This is a genomic window from Pseudobdellovibrionaceae bacterium (assembly GCA_020635075.1).
In the GTDB taxonomy this organism is placed as follows: Bacteria; Bdellovibrionota; Bdellovibrionia; order Bdellovibrionales; family UBA1609; genus JADZEO01.
This window is the reverse complement of sequence record JACKAM010000004.1, coordinates 20,216-40,759: the sequence shown is the minus strand read 5'-3', so window position 1 is coordinate 40,759 and position 20,544 is coordinate 20,216. Positions and strand designations below refer to the sequence as shown.

Annotated in this window: 15 protein-coding genes; 3 read left to right on the top strand and 12 right to left on the bottom strand. The window is 47.9% G+C overall.

Annotated elements, in window-relative coordinates; genetic code table 11:
* Nucleotides 1-10 precede the first annotated feature (10 nt).
* The 5 genes from H6624_17680 to H6624_17660 all read right to left on the bottom strand — a co-directional run bounded on the left by H6624_17680 (nt 11) and on the right by H6624_17660 (nt 3,845).
* Nucleotides 11-859 carry a hypothetical protein gene (locus H6624_17680; protein MCB9086176.1) on the bottom strand — a complete coding sequence of 283 codons (849 nt, stop codon included), beginning with the start codon at nt 857-859 and terminating at the stop codon, nt 11-13.
* Complete coding sequence (locus H6624_17675; protein ID MCB9086175.1) at nt 792-2,423, bottom strand: glycosyltransferase family 2 protein; 1,632 nt, start codon at nt 2,421-2,423, stop codon at nt 792-794. The genes H6624_17680 and H6624_17675 overlap by 68 nt, the downstream gene beginning before the upstream one ends.
* A 66-nt stretch (nt 2,424-2,489) precedes the next feature.
* Complete coding sequence (locus tag H6624_17670; GenBank protein MCB9086174.1) at nt 2,490-3,068, bottom strand: hypothetical protein; 579 nt, start codon at nt 3,066-3,068, stop codon at nt 2,490-2,492.
* Complete coding sequence (locus H6624_17665; GenBank protein MCB9086173.1) at nt 3,065-3,421, bottom strand: hypothetical protein; 357 nt, start codon at nt 3,419-3,421, stop codon at nt 3,065-3,067. Before H6624_17665 ends, H6624_17670 begins: the two co-directional genes overlap by 4 nt.
* Nucleotides 3,422-3,665: 244 nt before the next feature.
* A complete protein-coding gene (locus H6624_17660; GenBank protein MCB9086172.1) occupies nt 3,666-3,845 on the bottom strand; it encodes a hypothetical protein in 180 nt (59 codons plus the stop codon).
* Between the two features lie 214 nt (nt 3,846-4,059).
* Between H6624_17660 and H6624_17655 the strand changes: the two genes are divergently transcribed.
* Nucleotides 4,060-4,470 (top strand): hypothetical protein, encoded by a 411-nt coding sequence (locus H6624_17655; GenBank protein MCB9086171.1) that lies wholly within the window; start codon nt 4,060-4,062, stop codon nt 4,468-4,470.
* Between the two features lie 4,627 nt (nt 4,471-9,097).
* On the opposite strand, the gene H6624_17650 is transcribed toward H6624_17655, so the two are convergent.
* Nucleotides 9,098-10,180 carry a radical SAM protein gene (locus H6624_17650; protein MCB9086170.1) on the bottom strand — a complete coding sequence of 361 codons (1,083 nt, stop codon included), beginning with the start codon at nt 10,178-10,180 and terminating at the stop codon, nt 9,098-9,100.
* A gap of 502 nt (nt 10,181-10,682) precedes the next feature.
* Between H6624_17650 and H6624_17645 the strand changes: the two genes are divergently transcribed.
* Nucleotides 10,683-11,306, top strand: coding sequence for a hypothetical protein (locus H6624_17645; protein MCB9086169.1), 624 nt, complete (start codon nt 10,683-10,685; stop codon nt 11,304-11,306).
* 12 nt (nt 11,307-11,318) lie between these two features.
* On the opposite strand, the gene H6624_17640 is transcribed toward H6624_17645, so the two are convergent.
* From H6624_17640 to H6624_17615, 6 genes are all read right to left on the bottom strand, one after another.
* A complete protein-coding gene (locus H6624_17640; protein ID MCB9086168.1) occupies nt 11,319-12,698 on the bottom strand; it encodes a B12-binding domain-containing radical SAM protein in 1,380 nt (459 codons plus the stop codon).
* A gap of 1 nt (nt 12,699) precedes the next feature.
* Nucleotides 12,700-14,181: an acyl--CoA ligase gene (locus H6624_17635; GenBank protein ID MCB9086167.1), complete on the bottom strand. Its 1,482-nt coding sequence runs from the start codon at nt 14,179-14,181 to the stop codon at nt 12,700-12,702.
* A gap of 230 nt (nt 14,182-14,411) precedes the next feature.
* Nucleotides 14,412-15,668 carry a twitch domain-containing radical SAM protein gene (locus tag H6624_17630; protein ID MCB9086166.1) on the bottom strand — a complete coding sequence of 419 codons (1,257 nt, stop codon included), beginning with the start codon at nt 15,666-15,668 and terminating at the stop codon, nt 14,412-14,414.
* 38 nt (nt 15,669-15,706) lie between these two features.
* On the bottom strand, nt 15,707-16,744 hold the full coding sequence (locus H6624_17625; GenBank protein MCB9086165.1) for a hypothetical protein: 1,038 nt from the start codon (nt 16,742-16,744) through the stop codon (nt 15,707-15,709).
* 278 nt (nt 16,745-17,022) lie between these two features.
* Nucleotides 17,023-18,105 carry a radical SAM protein gene (locus H6624_17620; GenBank protein ID MCB9086164.1) on the bottom strand — a complete coding sequence of 361 codons (1,083 nt, stop codon included), beginning with the start codon at nt 18,103-18,105 and terminating at the stop codon, nt 17,023-17,025.
* A gap of 21 nt (nt 18,106-18,126) precedes the next feature.
* On the bottom strand, nt 18,127-18,768 hold the full coding sequence (locus tag H6624_17615; GenBank protein ID MCB9086163.1) for a hypothetical protein: 642 nt from the start codon (nt 18,766-18,768) through the stop codon (nt 18,127-18,129).
* A 146-nt stretch (nt 18,769-18,914) separates the two neighbouring features.
* On the opposite strand from H6624_17615, the gene H6624_17610 reads away from it, so the two are divergent.
* Nucleotides 18,915-20,534, top strand: a complete 1,620-nt coding sequence (locus H6624_17610) for a thiamine pyrophosphate-binding protein (GenBank protein ID MCB9086162.1) — start codon at nt 18,915-18,917, stop codon at nt 20,532-20,534.
* Nucleotides 20,535-20,544 lie beyond the last annotated feature (10 nt).

Below are 20,544 nucleotides of genomic sequence, written 5' to 3'. Positions count from 1 at the left end.
ACCTCCCTCATTAGCGGATTCCTATCAACATAAAGCGATCGTAATCCTGCAAGTTCATACTGCCTTCATAGAGGACCGTTCCCATCGGAGCCGAAGCCTTAAAGGCATCCAAACTTGCCACACAGTTAACGTGCTCATTCCACTCAAAGAAATTATTTGACTGCAAAACAATAATTTTACCCTTTGGAACCCCCTCGTACCAAGAGGAAAAACGCTCCAGATGTTCGCAGCTCGTGTTGATGATGACGTCCGGCCCCTCCGTAGGGATGGACAGTGCCGAGCAGAACCCCGGGTCTAACCCGTCCGGGGCACCCAAAGGAAGATCATACATATCAAAAGTGATGGGTCTCATTTCCCAGTTTTCCGCCCACAGATGCTGGCGGGCAATCATGTCCATCACCTTTTCACACTCGGGATCAATGTCAAAACTCCACATCCGTCGGAAGTGACCGGGCATAAGCCACATCATCATCAAGCCCAACATTCCATACCAGCCGCCCAGCAAGTAGTAGTTGTACGGGCGCTGCGGAAGAACCGTCTTGAGCATTTCAATGAGCCAAAGCTTCGACTCAATTTGGCCATTAGACAAAACCTGAATCATCCGTGGATAATGCTTGCGATCTAGCTTCTTCACCCGGCGGATAAAGGTTCCATAGTCCCCCTGATCATTGGCATAGGCCCACTTTTGGACGGCAGTAAAAAGCACATCCCCCGCGTCTGCGGCCATGAGTTCACGCACTACCCTTAAAACAGAGCGGCAGGTGATCTCGGCAACCGGCGGCCAGTGGAGTTCAAGACTCCTCGCGGCCGAGTAGGTATTGATTCCATCTGCGGGCAGAATCGATTTGTAGTCTTCCACGCACCTTGTCCTTCCACTTATTCTTCAGCAGCTTTCTGTCAAAATAGATTTCAAGAGCCTTAAAAATGTCATAATCGAGGTTGTTTAAAAAAAACGTCCTTACCGACCTAGACAGCAGGAGATCCTTAAAAAAAGCACTATGAAAATACTCACTTCTCATTAATGGATGATGAAGGTGAAATACTTTGACGGGGCTAAGATAAAACTTCAGTCCCGATCTCGCCGCTCTCAAACCCAAATCAGTATCCTCAAAGCCATAGGCCAAAAATGTGCGCCGGAACCAACCCAACCGCTTGAAATGATCGGATTTAATTGAAAGACAAAAAGTTGAGACATACCGCCAGCGCAAATGAATTTGGTTCCAGTCGGCTGTTTGGGACTGAAACACCTCCCAATATCCATTCTTCTTTTCCTGGGTGTGCTCACCGGGAATAAGATCCTCATACAAATGCCCACCGTTAGAAAACCTCTTCTGAACCTGAATCCTTCTTGGCTGAATGAGATCGTAACCTTGATGAGCCTCTACCAAGTGATCGGTATATGTCGGGGGGACAAGAATGTCTGAGTCCAGAAAACACAAGATTTCCCCTTCGGCCCACTTGACCCCGAGGTTTCGGGCAATACCCGCACGAAATTGGCTATCGCCCATTTTTCGGCGGCTTGGGCGGGGCAAATAGATATAGGCAAATCCGCACTCAAGCTTCTGCTGTTTAATCCAATTGGTAACTCTCGACTCCGTGCCATCGGAGCTTCCGTCATCGACAACGATAACCTCGAATAGGTGATCTGTTTTTTGCCGCACGAGATTCTTCAGGGTCGTCAGCAAATGGGTCACATTGTTGAAGGTCGGTATGACATAGCTCACTCGTGCCGACCGCATCGATGTCTTATACTTAAAACTAGGCTCTACGGCTGGGTCCATGTCCCGCCCAGGATCACTTTCAGGGTGATGAATTTCGTAGTGCTCCGGTGGAAGGATATTAAGGCCCGGGAAGCGAAGTGACAGATCCTCTAGGACCCTGGCCACTTCAGCAGCCGAGTAGTATCGATCACCAGGACTCTGCTTATAAGGAAAATAAAAACGGAGTTTTCCCCATCTGCTCTTAGGCAGAGCTTCAAATGGCCCTAACAATCCGCCATTGCGGTTCACAACCCAAGTATATTGACAGATCTTCCATACCTGCTCCAACTCTCCGACCCTGGCCTCGACTTCCGGACTCCAGTTGGAGAAAATGTACTCCAATGTCACCTTGTTGGGGTTGACTAAATGAGAAAGGCGATTGAAATCTGCTGGTGCCAAAGTCTCGCTCACGCGGATGACAATTGGCCACCCCTCTTCTTGGATCCTACGAATCAACTCTTGGCCACCGGACTCAAACAGCACATTGCAGTTAATGGCAATTCGATCATACTCACCGAGGCGAGCCCTCGCCAGTTCACCTGCAAGCTCTTTGCCCTCAGTCTTCATCCCTAGCTGAGGACAAAAATCACAATGGTACCCACAGCCCGTTGAAACGGGCAAAAGATACCAGCGCTCGGTTTTCTCAATCTGTAAATGGGACAAGGAACCCTCCGCCATCGCTTAAGCTATGAAAGCAAGCTTGGCTTGGCAATACAGAGGCCAAAATTCCTATTGATGCGGCATTTCAGAATGGGGCTGACAAGGATCAAGACTCATGGAGTTGACGTTAACCCCCTCGGGCTGGTGCAGCACCCAATCAACAAGGTCGACCACATAGGAAACCGAGAGCTTCTTCTTTTGCGGGTGCTTCTCCTCCGTTTTAGGCGTGAGTACATAGCCTAGAGACAAGTAAGTGACCTTTATTGGACTGCCCTTGTGTATACACCAACTCAAGTTCTGACAGAGGCTCTGCAGACTTTTCTTTTCGATGGGATAGAGCCAATTTGAGGCCCGCGCCCCCACATCGGCCGTACTTCCGAGACAGATCAGGTGCCCAGCTTTCTTCTGTTCACTCCAGGTCCGCCAGACCTGCTCAACGAGAATCGTCTGGTTAAAACGCCACAGGGCTGAACAAAATATGACCACGTCAAAATCCATACTTCGTCTGGCAAAAGCCGTTCGCCCCTCATCCTCAGTCAAGTCAAAGCCATTACGGCGACTGGCAAACTCTGCCTCTGGCCATTTCTGGTAGATGCCCTGGCCGATTCCGTACTCAGGATTTCCAGCAACAATTATCCTCTGTTTCATAACTTGATCTCCCCAGCCCCTTTGCCGGACCCCTGATAAGTCTCATCCCCGGGCCACAGCGGCATCTGACAGCCAGGCCGACGCTTGGGGATTTTACTGTCTGCACTACTCACACAGGATTTTGTCTTACAGGGCTCGGGCCGATCAAAAAGCTGAAACCCAGTTTCAATGTGTCCAAGTGGCTCATCATTACAACTGTAGCTACGCTTAATGTGACCATCAGGCTCCCTGATAACCAGACTGCGAAAACCAGAGCTGCACTCCCAGCCCTCGAATCTATTGAAGGCGAAGGCGTTGAAGCGCTCAGCCTGATCCATGTACCAGGGGTATCCGCTTTCGTCTGTCAACTCCATGCGCCAGTCTGGAAGGGATGCCTTTGCCTACGGGCGGTCGACCTCATCTCGCAAGACCACTGGATTTTGGGCGTGCCGATTTTACACTCTGCCTCAAGACGGGATTAGGTTGTGCCTCTGAGGCATCCCATTTTGCATCCGCCGTGGTTGTCCTCGGCATAACCTCCACCACCTGAGTTGCGTTTTCATTTACTTTGTGGTTTGGGCGTTACGTTAATCCCGACTCATGAAAATAAGCGCATCCTCACAAAGCATTAAAGCGCAGAAGGGACCATGACCATGTAATTGTCACCTGGATATCTCGACCCTGCAAGAACACCAACTTGTCACGACTTCGCTCGTCAGCAAACTCAGGATGATAACTGGCCGTAATACTCCACGCGATGAATAGCCTTTGTCGCCTCCAGCATGCTTTACGGACCACCTAATCCCCAGGCTACAATTTGCTCGTCATGAATTGATTGATTACAGTTCACCTGATCCTTGGCATAATGACTGACGATTTCCAGGTAGCGGATGCATGGTTGGTTCACCACCACTAAGGAGAGAGTGGAAGGGATTCGATCCTTTCCCTCGCCTGACGTTTGATCTCATCCAAAGGTACTCATAACGAGCTTCGTTGGTTCGAAAATATGCAGATGCGACAAAGACCTCCATCGGGTGAGTATTACGGCAGAGTTACCTCTGAGTTTGCAGATCGGGAAGGTTCAAAGACAACTGATATTTTGCGAGTCAAGACATCAGGTCACATAAATATGGTTATGGTTCCAGTCGGTTTAACGCTCTTTGGAAATGCTCTTTACTTTCATGAGTCAGGAATTAACGTCACTCAAGCCGCAGGTAACGAAAATGCCACGGGTTATGAGGTACATTTAAAGATCAGCTGGATCGAATGCAAAATGGAATACCCAACGGCGGTACCCTCCATTGAGTCGGAAAACGAGTTTCCATCCGGCCAAGTCGAGAGGTGGTGCTGCCGCGAAGTGAAGTGGACCGGCTGGGTCGTGCCGAGAATTCCCCAAATATTGCAAGTTAAGGTTGACCGATGAGACAGGATTTCCGTGGTATGTGGACCAGGCCGAGCGTTTTAATGCGTTTGCTTTCATGGGTTTGAAGGTTGGAAGTGGCTCGGGCTTTGGAAGTCTGGTTATCAGGGGGCCCGATGGATTTATCAAGCAAGCTATAGTTGTAACGACCAACCTTTGGACACATCGGGACAGGGTTTAAGCTTTGATCGCCCTATTTGTTGTACCAAAGTCCTGTGTCAGCAGTGCAGATGTAAAATCCCCAAACGGCGGCCGGTGCCGATGCCCTTGTGCAGGTGATGAGACGTTTTGGGTCAATCTCTGAGTGGAAAGGAAATGCTAACCATGGGCCGAACAGTTTTGTGGAGGAAATCCAGAGTATGGATTGCGCGCCATTGCCCGAAGCAGCCAAGGCAGAGGATTGCAAGTCGTTCGAATGGGTTTGATGTTGACACGGACCAGAGGTCGACACGAGTTGCCGAGGAGGCCTTGGATATGATGTGGTCATTTTGTTCCGCCTTTGGAGTTTAACAAAGTGTTCTCGTGGAGCAGGTTTGGCGAACCTGGTCGGAAAGGAAAAAGGGCCGTTTGATATGCTTGGGCGGTACTGCCGATGTGGGGGCAAGAGCATCTAATTGGATGTATCCGTCGAGAAAAAGTTTGCGAGTCTCTGCCAAAATCTTTGTTGGTGTGCGACCAAAGACAGAATTGGCGTGACCTGTCTCTCGATGGGTTATGTACAAACGCCAGAACAGAGGAGAAGCATCGGGCAGAAAAGCTCCACCCTACCGTGGTCGATCTTCTTGACTGGGTCATAAGCCAGCCACCAAGGTTAAACGTCAATTCCCTCAGCATTGACCCGGTCCAAAGAGGCCCTGAGGACGCCGCATCAATAGGAATTTAGCCCTCGTATTGCCAAGCCTCCTCTGCTTTCATAGCTTAGGCATTAGTGGAGTTTGTTTGCCCCAGTCAGAAGTAAGAAATGTTGAGCGATGGCGTATCAGATGCCGGCCTTTGTCGGCTGTAGGTACAGCTGGCGAGTTTGCTCGGATGTCGCCATGGGGCGGGAAATAAGGAAAATTGCTGAAGAACTCAGAGAAGCCGGTTTGGGAATGATCGCATCGCCATAGCTGCAATTCATCTTCGAGGTCAGGAGGGAGGGACCTGGTCGCCAGTATCCTCCAAGCCGGTTGGCCTTTGGTGATACGGGTGAGCGAATCTTTGACCATGACCGACTACGACTACTTTCCGGTTGGTAGATCCCCGGGCGGTCAGCCTGGGGTTTGTTACCAGTGGAATGAGAACACCAATCATTGATCAAAGGGAGTAGAGAAATGGAATGTCGTTCAGTACATCTGGGTGGTGGACCGCATCGGAGGGCTCTTGGCACCGCGAGGCTCTGCCCGAAGAGATGGAAGAAACTACGGTTCTATTTCTGTTACAAGCGGAGGCTGAGACAAATGCTACTCAGCTGGAGTGGCCGGTTCTCGGTTTGTCTCTACGATATCCGGACCTAAAATATCTCCTCCGGGCAATACAGTTATCATCCAGGTAATCCGGAAGGAAATGGACCCGTCGTCGATCCAGATCTGCGACTCGGCCTCGATCAGAAAAGCCACGGGTCAGTTATATTATCCCGACTTACAACAATGCGGCCCATCCTCACCACTTTGCGAAACATTGTCAAACAACAAACCGAGTCCCCTATGAAGTCATTGTGGTTGACGATGATTGCAGACCAAACTGATAAAGATTAGCTCAGTGGTTGAGCCAACAGAACCTCGTCTGTGGGTTACTACCTTCCTCCCTCGCTCCGGAGTAGAAAGATGGGCGATAGTCAATTTCGTGCCGGGATTGCCGCAATTTAGGGGTTAAATGGGCGGAGGGAGTTTCTGTGTTCTTGGATTCAGACATTCTGATTCCTCCCTCCTATACAGATCACTTGGTTGATATTCATCAACATTACGATTTGATACAGCCTTGTCCTTACTGCAAATTCAAAGAAGGTTTCCTCTGGAACTCATCTGTGGGAGGACCTAGTACCTGGCCAGCACACTCAGGAAAAGAGGCGGCTATTACGGGAAATGTTTCAAAGCATACTGAGGATTGGAGACCAAACGCCCATGCGTTGGCGCTATGTCTCGACGTTTGTTTGTCGATTAAAAGCAATTTAAAGACCTTGGTTGGTTCCGCCAGACCTTTTTGCTTACAGGTTTGAGGACACGGACTTGGGTTTCAGGCTCACCGGGAGGATTAAGATTCTATCTTGGTCCCCAGCAGATCTTTCCTTGCATCATCCTTTTTGCGCAGCAAGTACTTTCACAGCGCTTTGGGACCTTTTGTTGTCGCGTTCTGTGCGAACACTTTTGAATAATCTGAATGATGAGATTTTCGCGCCCTTGATTTATTTCAATCGTGATTTATTGAAAATAAATGGAAGGATAAGTTGCGTGGACGATTACAAATCCTTCTGCCCGCAGATGGAACCAACACTTCTCGGCCGCGAGGTCTTGAACTTCATTGGCCGCCAGTGAAATCACCTGTCGCTCGGTCCTAAAGGGTGGTGCGTGGGTTGATGGCAGCGGATGCTGGGGAAGTTCTGTTTACTGCCGTTCAAAGTGGAAGCATGCCAATGACCAGAGTGATTATGGGACCTTTGTTCGGCGAATAAAAACTGGATCCTCAATATTACCGCGGATGATTCAAGTTTTGTCGAACGGCCAAATCGGTCAAATTGTGGTTAATTAAATGCTCAAGACCGTGCTGCCAGAGCGCCCTATAATATACTACCTTCTCGGCGGGTGGTATGGAATGTTGGGTTTGATGATGTTGTGGTTGATGCAGCCACTTTCGTCGCGTAGACTTTGATATTGGTCCGAGTGTTGAAAGGTCATGGATATGATTGCCCGTCAGCACTTGTGAGAGCTGGGAAATGAGGCCGCGACCTTTGATATGTACCACCTTCCACTTGGTTTTGGACGGGTTAGATGAGGGATTCTGAGGTCCTTTTCATTCCTGGTAGGGGTCCTGATATCATTATTAATACAAGTTGTGAGCATCTTCAGGGTTCTCCTGTGGTATGATCGGATCCCCAAAGGAAAAGTGGTTGTTTGCAGTCGAACAACTTCTTTGAATGGAAGGAACGTTAACTGTGTCGATAGTATTCAGGCGTTTAAGGCCTCGCACCGATGGACTTTTGGTTTTGTATGAGGACAGTATGAGCCTGCGGGACTATAGGCGATATATGCTCATTGGGTCCGATAAAATTGGGTGATTTGATGACGAATGTGGACGCACCGAGGATTGATGAAATGAAGAGCTTCGGGCCGGGCAATTAGCCCAACTTTTTGTATTCTTCCGTGGATTCATGAGCGCCGACCAAATGGACACCTGCGCCTGTGTTGTACGGCCAACGCCTCTTCTGTTGGAGACAACTCAGGACAAAAATATAGCGGTGAGGTGGGCATTCTCAAAAACGGAACGGCCGACCGGCGAACCTCAATAAAACAGACCTTTTGAGTGCCTGGAATAACCAGTATATGCGTGATGTTCGGCAGATGATGCTAAGGGGAGACATGCCGCATCCTGTCTAAAGTGTTTCAAGGGGAGGCGGGTCACCGCTCAAACGTAATTGGAAACAGAATATTGGAGCAAGCGGGTGAGCTTGCGTCACCTCGTCGAGGCCACGGACGAGGACGGAAGTGTTCCTCCACAATCACTATGTGGATCTTCGGTTGGGGACAAAGTGCGGAACTTGAAATGTGTGATGTATTCACCCCGGTGACAGTTCCTTTGGGTTGGAGACTGGAATCGCCTTTATCCACAGATCGAAAATCCGGAACTCAAAGATCTCATGCGGTGGCGCAACAAAGGAAAGGTGGATGGCGCCACCTATAACTAACATCGTGGACAATCAAGCGTTTTGGGACCAGCTCTACGATCAATTGCCAACATGCGCCAGTTGTACTTGCTGGTGGTGGAAGCAACGATCGTTGAGAACACTATACACTTTTAGAAGATACCATTCGCCAGACCATGCTAATCCATTGTTGCGATACAACAACAGCGGGATTGGATTCCGATCGGCTGCTCCAATATGGAATCATTTTCAGAGGGTGCGGTTTCACTTTGGTATCGACAGCCTTGGAGCGATGAATGACTATATTCGCCACCAAGCCGGTGGAGGACATCGAGCTCAGCTGCGTCGGCTTGACGCCTCCCGATAACATCAGTGACGATCGCGTGGTGCGATTCAGGTGCTGAACATTTTATCTACCAGATTTTATTAAGTGGAAGCTGGAGCAAAGTATCGAAAAATTAACCCGTGGCCGTTGGTTCGGGACTCATAAATCTTCATTTGGTTTGTCACCCTGCTCATTTGAACATTAAAGTTCTTTCACCTGAGTTTAAAAAAGGTTACAAGAAAGTATAGGGTTTACGGCTGGCTCGAAGATCGCTTTGCAAGGGATCAGGACTTTCTTTCCAGTCAGTACGGAATTTCTCGATTAAAGGGCTTGATTCGCTTTATGAAGGCGGAGGACTGATTCTCGGCGTATACCACAGTTCAGGAATATATCCGCTTGATGGACAATATTCGGGACAATTTTAATGAGATCTTTCCTGAAATGGCGGAGCTACTTGAAGAGCCCAGCTAATGAAATTGTGCTTTAAAGGGATCAAACTCGCGGCTGCCGCAGGTTTTGGCACAGACGTAAATTTTCCCATCGGCAAAAGTGGGTTTTTCCCACCCTCCGGGGATTAGCTTCTGGAAAAACTCACCGTCAATGATTTCTGAGATTGGGCGTCGGCGACCGTCAAGGTCATCCAGCCCTTTTGGCAATTGCCCGAGCAGGCTCCAGATTTCCCCGGTCTTTGGTTTGCGGTACCAAGGGTAAAGCTGATTGGCGGTCCAGCAACAGGGAAAAACATGTCCCTCGCCACTGACATAGATGCTCTTTTCCTTGGCGACCTTGCAGTGGATCTTTACCTTTTCTAGAAAATTTCTAAGGCTCCCATGGTCTTTCTCAATCCTGGATTCCTGGGCAAGTGAGGCGTTAACAAACTCAGGATTTCGAGGCATTTCAATATGATATTCCAAATCGCCAGTGGAGGATAGAACCTCTTGTCGATCCTTGACAACAGAGCGGGTGTTGCAAAAAAAGCGCCCAGTCTTCTTAACTTGAAAGCCCTTGAATCCCATCTCCTCGCTTAGGCTTCTGGCGAGCTCAACTTGGTGTTCATTGTGGCGAAATACGATAAAGTCCCAGTGAGCAGATCCGCCGGCGCTAATAAATGCTTCCACGTTACGCATGAGAAGTGGCCACTTCGTCCCCCGTCTGTAGATATGGTTTGTGTCTTCCAAACCGTCGATGCCAAACCTGCAAAGGTCCACGACCGAAGCGGCCTGCCGCCACCAGTGTTCACTTCGGGCCGACCCATTGGTGAAGATATCGAGACGGACTTCTGGGTTGACGCGGCGAAAATACTGAAGAACTTCGAGGGTCTCTTGTGCAAGAATGGGATCGCCGTAGTTTCCGCACAAGTAAATGCGGCCGAGCTGCTTAACAAAGGGTTCCGGCATAATCTTCTGGATGTCCAGTAAGCTCAATTCAACCAATGGAAGTTGAGGATTAATCTTTCCGCCAAGCACCGCGCGCAAACACATGGGACAGGTAGCATTACACTTAGTGGTGATTTCCAAATGGACAGTTTTTACTTCGTCAGATTTGTACATGGCGATCCGTCGGCAAAATTCAAGATCCAGTCTCCTTCCTCGGGGAGCAGTGGTCAACGGAGGAAGAGCCGCCCCTGCCCCGGAGGCAACGCCCCGCAGGGCGTATCCGGGGCGCGGCAGCTTAGCTTCACCAATGTCCAGTTCTGATGTTCCGCCAATTGAATACTAGCCGATTTTGTGATCGACTCGATGCCGGATGGCTGAACCTAAGGAAACAATTTCACCGCCATACTCTCGATTTTGGCTGTTGGGCTCAGGATTTTCTTTAATTATTCTCGCCATTACTGTTTATCTGCTACAGGCTTCTCCGGAACAGGGGCTGAATTTTTTGTGGAGCCTCATTATTCCCGCGGCCCCGATCATTTTTCTTTTGGCGCCCAATCTTTGGGCAAGCTTTTGTCCTCTGGCAATTCTCCAGTCTGTTGGCCGCCGAATAAAGATTGGCTCCAGAACAAAGCTTTCAGACAACACGGTCCAATCCCTTCAGCATATCTCTTGGGGGTTGTTGTTTGTATTAGTGCCTGCTCGGATATTTCTGTTTAATCTCGAGGCGCAGGTTGTTCTTTTAACAATCCCTCTGTTGGCGTTGGTTGCCTTGGGCAGCGGTTTTTTATTTGACGGCTTTGGGGGATGGTGTTCCGGCGCTTGCCCCATAAGGCCGGTGGAAATGCTTTATGGACAATATAACCAAGAGCGCCATCGCCCAGAGGCCTGCCAATCTTGCAACAACTGCCAAAAGGAGTGTTCCAGGCTCTATAGCAGCAGTAATGAAGTAAAAATAAACAACATGTTGCCTTTCCAAAATCAGATTTTCTCCTTTCCCGGATTTATACTGGGTTACTTTTTAAGCAGTTCGACCGACAGCATTGCCATGGTCTATTTAAAATGTCTGGGAATTGCGCTGTTGAGCTGGCTAGTTATTCGCGTTCTTTTCAATGGACGAAAGGGTGTCATTATCAGCGGCATTCTTGCTATTGGAGTCTACTACGGGTTCACGGTACCTTCGGTTGTGGGAGTGTGGGATTTACCAATTTTAACGATTCCTCTGCTCTACGGGATTTTAATTGCCCTTTTCTTTTGGGGAATTCGCGGATTTATTACAAAAACTCTGGCGAAAACATCTTAGAAAATCTAGCTTTCAAACGAGTCCCCTTTTCACAGACAACTGCATTCTGATGTCTTCCAGATGGCGAATCTTAAATCCGCTCTGGAAGATGTGGTTACGTAGGGATTGGTATCTCTCGAATCTGCTGGACTGAGCGGATAGGTCTGAATTCGTATCTTTCGATTCGCTGAATGAGGCTGGCGACGTGTCCTTGTTTGCCCACAACTTAGTGCCCTCGTGAACAGTAGTTGGAGCAACTCTTAGGTGGGCGATAGATCCTTGGAACTGGCGCAATTCAGAAATGAGATCCATCGTCATGACAAATTCTTCCTCTGTTTCACTTGGGTAACCGACCATAAAAAACAAATCACAACGAATTTCCGTTTTCCCCAGCTCTTCCAAAAACAAAAAAAGTTCCTGGTTGGTGAAAGGTTTTCCCATTTCCCGGCGCAAGCGCTCGCTACCGGATTCAACGCCCACCTTTAGCAACCGGCAGCCCGCATTAGAAAGTAGGTGTATGTCGTCAGAGTTGGATTTCCTTTTTGGCAAAATATTTACAAAGGCCTGCCATTCAAACTGATGGGGCACTTTTATCAGCTGTCGACAAATTTCCCTTTGGTGTTCAATTGACCCATTAAAGGTGCTGTCGGTGAAGTGAAATTTTGTTATGTTATATTTCTCAAAGCCATGCCGCATTTCCCCCACAACGTCCTCAGCCTTCCTGTTCACCAAGGGGCCCCAAACGGAGTAAACGGCGCAAAATTGACATTTCCGCAGGCATCCTCTAGAGGCTGAAACTGAAAGGAAGCCGCCACGATACAGGCTCATGTCCAGGTCTGAGTAATCTGGGCTGCAGAAGAAAGTGGGCGACTTGGTGATGGCAGGTTCTCCGCTGTGAAGGGGTGGCCCCGTCGCGCCTCTGCTGAGCGTGGCAATAATTGCTGATTCGCCGTATCCGCTCACAACCTTGTCAACGAGACCAGCCCTCGCTAAATTTTCGCCACAAAAGTAGCTCTCCGGTCCGCCTAAGATAATTCTACCCGCCGGATAGGCAGCCCGTAAAAGTTGGCAAAAATATCTAATCATCCGAGTGTTTGACTTGGAGAAGGCCGTAATTCCCACAAACTTGGGTTTTTCATCCCTAATCTGGTCTACCCAGCTGTTGATCAGGAGGTCAATTTCTCGACGCTGCACGAATTCATCAAACAAATTCTGATCCTGAAACGTATAGTCCAGCTCTATCCACTGAGCGTCAGTTGTCCCCGTTTCTTTGAGATGTCGATAAAGTTGAATGTTAAAATCCAATACTTTTGAGCTAAAGCCACTTGCCTTGGCTGCAGCCGAAACGACACACGGTCCGAGGAGTGGGCTGTCACAATTTGATTTTGGAAGCGAGCAAACAATCAGGTCCACGCTATTCCCCAGATTTCCTTTTAAGCATACTATACTCGCGAAGAACGGATTCTTTAATAACTTTCCTCATTGGAGTGCGCTCAATCTTATCGACAATATATAGTTCACTAGGAACTTTATATGAAGAAAGCCGATCTCTCAAAGACGAGATAAAGTCCTCCGGGCGAAGCGACTTATCTCGTGAGACCACAAACGCGACAAGATCCTCTCCACGATCCTCCTCGCTATCGACACCGAAAACGAAAGAATCCTCGCAGCCTTGATGCTCGGCCAGGGCAGCCTCTATTTCGACAGGGTTGACGTTTCTGCCGGCGCGAACAACAATGTTCTTTTTTCGGCCAGTAATAGACAGGTTTCCGACTTCGTCGATCTCAACCAGATCGCCGGTGGGAAACCACTCGTCCCGGGGCCAGGGGTTTTCATTGAGATAGCCAAGCATCAAGCTGTCACCCCTCAGCCAAAGCTCCTGATCGTCAGTAACTTTCATTTCAACTGAATCAACGAATTTACCCACATTAACAGCCGTTTCATCTGGGGAAAGTATTCCACCCGCTACCACGGAGGTCGCCTCCGACAATCCATAAAGATGAGTCAGCGTTGCATGAGGTAGGCACTCGTAGAATCTCCTGACAAGATTCTTCTTTATTGGCCCTCCACCAGTAGTCATTGCTCGTAAGTTGGGGCAGGGGTACCGTGAGCCGCCAAGGCCGCGTTCTAGCAGGCCTGAAATTATGTATGGATTTGCGGAAACATGCGTAATGGACCCCTTAGAAACTAACATGTTGGCAACATCTGGAAAACACGGAACTCCAACGGTATGAAGATGTGCAGAGGATATAAGCGCGGAAAGCGAAAATCGCAACCCAGCGGCATGTGACATGGGCGATAGGGGTAGGCACTCATCCCCATCGACCAAAGGAAGTATCTTGTTTGTGGCAACGATGTTCGTAAGGAGATTTTTGGATGAAATGCGAATGCCTTTTGGCTGGGCCGTGGATCCGCTTGAGAATAAAACGACAGCCTCCTCGCCGATAAGCCCATCAGAGGGCGCAACATGAGTTAGGGACCGATAAAGCGAAACGACGTCGTAATTGAGCGACGAAACTTTATCTATCGAGGGAAAACTGGACTGTTTTGTCCAGGTTGCGTGATACGCATTACAAATAAAAAAATGCTTTAGATTCGCAACTTCAGATAGCTTCAGGGCCTCGCTCATCCTAAGGCTTGGGCTAATTAAAACGGCTGACCGATGGCTCGCCCAAATTCCAAGTAACGTGCTTAGAAAAAAAGGTGAATTTCCGGCAATGATCCCAACACGAGACTCAGAACCCTCTAGTTTGGAATTCAAAAGAGTTTCCACTTCCTTTATGGCCAAAATAAACTGGTCTACTGGAAATTCTAAGCTGGCAACAGGATTGTAGACCGTCAATTGGGAGTGGCGAAGAACTTCAAAATATGTCTCAAACAATTCTCTAGATTTCACAAAAAAATATTTCCACCTAATGTCAAACGGGAAGGGAAGCCTACAAAAGCGGGCCCCCAGTCACGATCAGTTTATTAAATCATATCTGTGAAACAAATAAATTAAAAGAGCTACTTAAGCGTGAACGGGGGAGGGAGGGGTATGATCGCGAAATCCGCTATTTACGTGCCATAGCGTGTCTCGTGATATTCTGAATCCGTAGTGCAGGGTCCAAAACCAGAGAAGCTCGATTACTCTCCAGAGGCGTCGGCAACTGATCGAAAAATGAAATCTGCGGGTGCAGGAAGCTTGCGATCTTGCCATAGCGACAGTATGGGGCCCGCAATGTCGGGACAGACATCGAGAAATGACTGTCCATGAAGTTCATCAAGGGCCATAGTGTAGGACATAAATTGCGGAAAAAGATGAGAGTCATCTTGTCCGTTCATGTAATTTACAAGGTGTCTGATCGCCTGATTTTCCCTGGGCCCAATATCAACGGACAATAGTTTCCGAGAAACGAAGTCTTTAACCTCAGCCGGGAGAACTCGAAGCGTCAGAAATTCCGGGTAGTGAATATGAGTTGGGTTGATGATATTGGTCTCTTTAGAGGGCGCTTTCATATGTCTCTCAGCTTGACCTTGCCACCACAACAATGTTTCCGGAATATTTAGGACGTTATAGGGCATAACGGAGGCTCTGAAGGAGTAAACAGCGGGAAGCTGGTGAGACAGAGAGAATAAGATCGGAATAACTTGCTCGACAGTTTTCCATTTCGTAGGGTGCCGCACATACTCGATAACAGGCCCTACCCCATCGAGGCTAAGAGCGAAAACAATCCCCTTAAACTTTTTCCACTTATCCACGAGGCTAGGACTTGGTGCTATGGTCAGGTTAGTGGAATAATTCAAAAAAATATTTTTGGCGTTGCCCACTTCAATCACGGCATCCAGGATTTCCTCATATTCCTTGATTAAAAGGGGCTCCCCACCTGTGAACTTAATGTATTTCAGATCGCCCAAGATTTTACGAAAGTGATCTATTTGAAACCTGTAGGAATAGGCAGATTTATACTCTTCGCCGACTAATTGGTAATAATCCTTATGCCATCGGGTGCTGTATTCAGGATGGCACATCCGGCATGCAAGATTGCAAATGTTGCTAAATGAAACTTCCAAAAAGGTAAGTTTTGGTTGGTCAAGATTAATCGGATCGTGTGTGCTTCTATCCTGATTGCTTCTCTGTCGATGGCTTAAGGCTTTTTTGGCATCTTCCTCCTCGTAGCATTTTCGGCACCCTGGATGAGATCCCTTTTCGATCAAATCTGTTCGCAGGCGGCTCATGTAATCGCCAGCGAACACGGCACTTAGGTCATCACCAATATGCATTGCGGGACTTGGAAGCTCCTCCAGGAGAAACCGGCAACAGGGACGAACCCATCCCCCGGGATTAATCATCAGGTGGTGCCAGGGAAGACTACACCATTTTGGATCATTTTTGTCGGTCATTTAGGCCCCACAATCATCTTAAAGCCGCGTGAGTCAACCTAAAGAAAATCATGGTGCGGATTCTTTGAGTGGTCATTGATATAAATAAATTTGGCCTCAAATAGTGCGCGGTGATAATCATCGTTAAGCATCTGTTGATCTTTGTTAAGCGGAAGCTTACGTCCCAACAAAAAAGGCCCCAAGCGAATTTCCTCGCCCAACCCCTCGACCTCATCAAATAACTCAGTGCCGACTTTAGCCGCAAGAGCATGGCACTTAACAAAAATGCGACCGTCAACTAAATCACTCATTTCCTTAAAAAATAGGCGCGCCTGAGAAATATCCTTTGCGCAGAGATTGTTCCACCCAAAGATAAGCGCCATTAAGGGGGTGGAACCAAACTCGTGAAAAAGAACAAAAGTATCTTGGATTAATTTGGTCGTCATTCCCTTCTTCATCCAATCCAGCATCCGGTCCGATGGGAACTCCACACCATTTACTGGGTAAAAGGACGAAAGACGGACTCCATTATCTTGTGCTTCTTGGAGAGTTTCTCTCAAGATTCGATAAACCTGTGGATCGGAGCGGACGTGCGCCCAGTATTCAATGTTAGGAAGACTGACAAGCTGGGGAACCACTTTCCGAACACTAACGGGAGACAGGGCCGGGGAATTAAGAAAGATTCGATAAGAACCATTTGGCGCCAAAGATTCAACGAAGGTCCGCAAAAACTCTCTCTTTTTATTGGGGCCCGGGTAAGTACAAAAATTGCACTTTGCCCAATAACAAAATCTTTCGAGGGTATAGCCAAGAAAAACCTTACCATCGAGTTCTCTCGGCAGCTCGATGTTCCAGCTAGAATCGCCGTCCTTTTCGCCCAGAAACTCTGCGACGGACAGTGTCGTGTATTGAATATTAGTCGGAAGTACCCCGCTGAATTTTGAATCTTCAACAGCCGGGCCACCAACGATAAAATCAATATTCGGATATTTTTGAGCCAGTAAGAAGGTGCAGAGGAGATGCATATTAAAAAAAGCACTTACGTAAACTTTTCCGGATTTAATTGGTAACTCAATCAAATCGATATCTTTTCTCAACCCCTCTTCAGAATATTGAAAGTCCAAATGTATCCAAAAAAAATCACCGCGGTTCTTACAATAATCATAGGAAGAGGAAAATCCATTTTGGAGAAAATATTCTGGATTGCGCACAGAATCGGTTAGCTGGACATATCTATCCTGTGCGAAGATATGGCTTTCTAGGATAAGCTTTTTTTTGGTCGAATAGAACTGTACAAATAGAGTATCTTGCGCCAACCATTGACCTCATTGGGAATGGAACTCAAACCACCTTTTGTCTAGATGAAAAATCATCCTTAGCTAAATTTTACATCCTCAAGGGAGATTAGGCGACTATTTTTATGGCCCACCATTGAAGTGAATTCGAAGGCCTCCCCGCATGTGCGGCCGCAGACAAACAGTCTTCTGTCGTCCGGCAACCAAAATCGCTCCAGGTCCGACTGGAAAAAGGGGTGCGACAGAATTTCCCCTATATGGTGTTTAATAATACTATTAAAGCCAGGATCATACCTGTCTAAAAGCGTATCGAACTGAGACTTTTGTATGTCATCACCAACGGTATACTGTGCCGCAGGAAGCCAGCAGCAGGGCCAGACAGCTCCTTGGAAGTCTATGTATATCGAGGGCTCTGCGTGCTTCGTCTTACAGGTGACGCTAGTACTTCGGACATAACGCTCAAATGATTTTTTGTCTCTTAGGTCCTGAGCAGCGATGGGTTCATCCCAGATTCTAGCCTCCTCTTCGGGTCGAACATCTGTTGTTCGGTCGTAGTTCGGTAAAGGGTGCTCATGAAAATAACGTGCACTTCGTTTAACATTGAATTCTTTTACCCCAAGTTTCCTCGCCAGGGCGATTGCATCATCAATCTGGTGCCTATTGTGGTGGAAAACCAAAAAATCCCATCGCACAGAGCACCCACCACCAACAGCAGCCGACAAATTTTCCTCTATTTTTTCCCAATTTGAATTTACCCTGTATAGAGAGTTGGTATCTTCTAACCCATCAATCGAAAAAATCAGTTGGCCTCGGTTTTTTAAGAGGCCACTGAGGTGTCGCCACCAATCCGGCGATTTTAAGCTTCCGTTTGAATACAGGGCTTGAAACTTTACTCCCCGGGAAAGCAATTCTTCTAAAAATCTGCAGATATGAGGTGAGGCGGCAGGATCTCCATAATTTCCACAGTACATGACCAATTTAAGCTGGCGGGATAGTTTTTCCGTAAACAGTCCGTCAATGCCGGCACCCCATTCAAGATCTGCTATCGGCAGGCTTGGTGCTTTGGCGCCGTGATAGGTTCTCGCACACTTGGGGCAGAGAAGGTTGCACCTGCTTGTCGGTTCAATATGGATACTTTGAATTTGATCAATATTTAGATACATTATATCTCGTGACAATTCGCCTTAGAGACGGTCTTCCATTTGAACGTGCCGATACCACTCTTCCCGGCTCATTCTCTCGGCCGTCCAATCATCAATAGAAAATCCGGGAAAAAACTCTTTATATAGGACCATCTGGAAACATGATTTAATTGGACCATCACACACCCGAATAAGATCGTCGACCATGGTCCAGCCCAACGGGGGAGATTTTTTGAACAGTTTTGTTTTTCGCAGAACACTTGAGGGGCGCTCGTTTTGGGAAAAGATCCCCAACTTTCGTTTCTTCGGATTTAACTCACTCAGAGTGGGCAATAGTGCAGAAAAAATCCACGAACTCCGATATCTTCCATTATGGGCAGTGCGAAATTCAGGAAAAATGTAAGTTCGATTAAGAAACCGTCCGATTTGGTCCGGGTAACGACCGTTGTTATAAACTCCACCGAAACCGATGCATTGACCCGTCGATTTATCTCTCAAAACCACGAATGTATCGTGATCCGCGACGACGAGCCTATCGACTGAGTAGTTTTCAGCCAAATAATTCTTTGGATCTGCCATGCAGGCCCGGCGAATCTGTTCAAATTCAGAATTTGAATCAGGGAGAACCTCGACTTCCCATTCGACGTTTTCAGGAGTCTTGGGGTGATTTGCCAAACCGGTCATGTGAGCCTCATTCTCAGAAGCCTAGATTTTATGCGTTGACAAACAATGCTGTCATTCGAAAAATACCCTGTTATCCTTTAACAGACGGGTTTTCGTGGGTGGACCGTTAAGCAACGCACAATGAACTGGTTCCTTGGAGAGTTTAAATGACGACAGGACAAGCTCTATGGAAGTACCTGGCCAATGTCGGAGTGGAATACATTTTTGGTATCATTGGTCGTGAATCTGAGAGCATGGAGGTTCCCGAGGCGGTTCCGAGGTTCGTTCTCTTTCATAATGAAATGTGTGCCGGGATTGCGGCTGAAGTTTATGGTCGAGTGAGCGGGCGTCCACAAGTGTGCTTTTCTACAATGGGACCAGGGGTAACAAATTTGTTAACGGGTGTTGCCTCGGCATTTAAGGATCGCTCCCCATTGCTTGCTGTTTCTGCTCAATCCGAAACATATGAACAACATCCCGACACACATCAGTATTTAGATAGTGTCGGCTTGATGGGACCAGTGACAAAAGGGGCATGGGAGGTGACCTCGGCGGAGGAACTGTACCCCATTTTGGACAAGGCATTTCAAAAAATGATTGAGCCAAGGAAAGGGCCCTGTTTCGTAAGTCTACCGGCTGACCTTTTTGCAGAGGAATATGCCCATCAGGAGCGAATGAGCACTGCGCAGAAGATTGAGCCGTATGTTGACTGGAGTGGGTTAGATGACTTTGTGAGAATTCTCGAAAATTCCTCTCAGCCGCTCATTGTATGCGGAAATGCCGCTCTTTACGGAGAGACGCCCGGTCTTGTCGAAAAGTTGGCATCAAGTATGAATATTCCGGTAGCAACTTCTCTAGCCGGAAAGGGAGTCATCAGTGAACGTCATCCCCTGTCGATGGGATGTTTTACGAAGTACATTGAGGAATTTTTTGATTACTCTCTAGGGAATGAAATTTTCGCGAAAGTGGATACGCTCATACTAGTCGGCTATGATCATGGGGAAGACCTAACCCCAAAGCTATGGAAGAGCAACCCACCAAAGCAAATATTGCGAATTAATCCTGTCGATGATGGGTTGGAGAGCCTTTTTCCTGAGAGCTGTTTGATCGTAGACCCAGAGCTTGATCGGCCCATCAGGGAGATACTCAACAGGGTCTCCTCGAAAAAAGAGCTAGGGATAGATGTGGCTCGGCTTAGGTCGCTTCGAGATGCGCGAGCAGGAGAAAATTTCACGACGGGCACGAACTGTATGTCCCCGTTCAGAGCGGTTCGGGTGGTGCAAAACGGCCTCCCCGAGGAGGCCCTTGTGACCGTTGATGTTGGTCTTCACAAGCACATCTGTGGTCAAATTTTTGAATCCGCCAGGCCATTATCCTACATTGGATCCAACGGATTGGCGACTATGGGTTTTGGATTGCCAGCGGCGATTGGTGCAAAACTCGCTCATCCTGATCGACCGGTCTTGACCTTTTGTGGCGATGGGGGATTTCACTCTGTAGCGGCCGAATTGGAAACTTGTAAGCGGGAAAACATTCCCCTGATTGTTGTGGTCCTAAAGGACAATGCTTATGGGCTTATTCGGAGATACCACTATAAGGGATTCAGTCGCTATGAAGAGGTTTCTACCAAATTTAATGACACTGATTTCGCCCTTCTGGCTCAGGCTTATGGGTGTAGAGGGTTTTCTGCCACAGACGAGGACAGTCTTAGCAGTGCGCTAAAAACATCATTAAAAAGCAACCAGCCCTCACTGATAGAAGTGAGGGTGGATTATAATTTATCCTAAACAAAAAGGT

Coding starts and splice junctions, on each gene's coding strand:
- H6624_17670 (MCB9086174.1), bottom strand. CDS start 3,068: ATGAAACAGAGGATAATTGTTGCTGGAAATCCTGAGTACGGAATCGGC.
- H6624_17665 (MCB9086173.1), bottom strand. CDS start 3,421: ATGGAGTTGACAGACGAAAGCGGATACCCCTGGTACATGGATCAGGCT.
- H6624_17655 (MCB9086171.1), top strand. CDS start 4,060: ATGCGACAAAGACCTCCATCGGGTGAGTATTACGGCAGAGTTACCTCT.
- H6624_17650 (MCB9086170.1), bottom strand. CDS start 10,180: ATGTACAAATCTGACGAAGTAAAAACTGTCCATTTGGAAATCACCACT.
- H6624_17630 (MCB9086166.1), bottom strand. CDS start 15,668: ATGACCGACAAAAATGATCCAAAATGGTGTAGTCTTCCCTGGCACCAC.
- H6624_17620 (MCB9086164.1), bottom strand. CDS start 18,105: ATGTATCTAAATATTGATCAAATTCAAAGTATCCATATTGAACCGACA.
- H6624_17615 (MCB9086163.1), bottom strand. CDS start 18,768: ATGACCGGTTTGGCAAATCACCCCAAGACTCCTGAAAACGTCGAATGG.
- H6624_17610 (MCB9086162.1), top strand. CDS start 18,915: ATGACGACAGGACAAGCTCTATGGAAGTACCTGGCCAATGTCGGAGTG.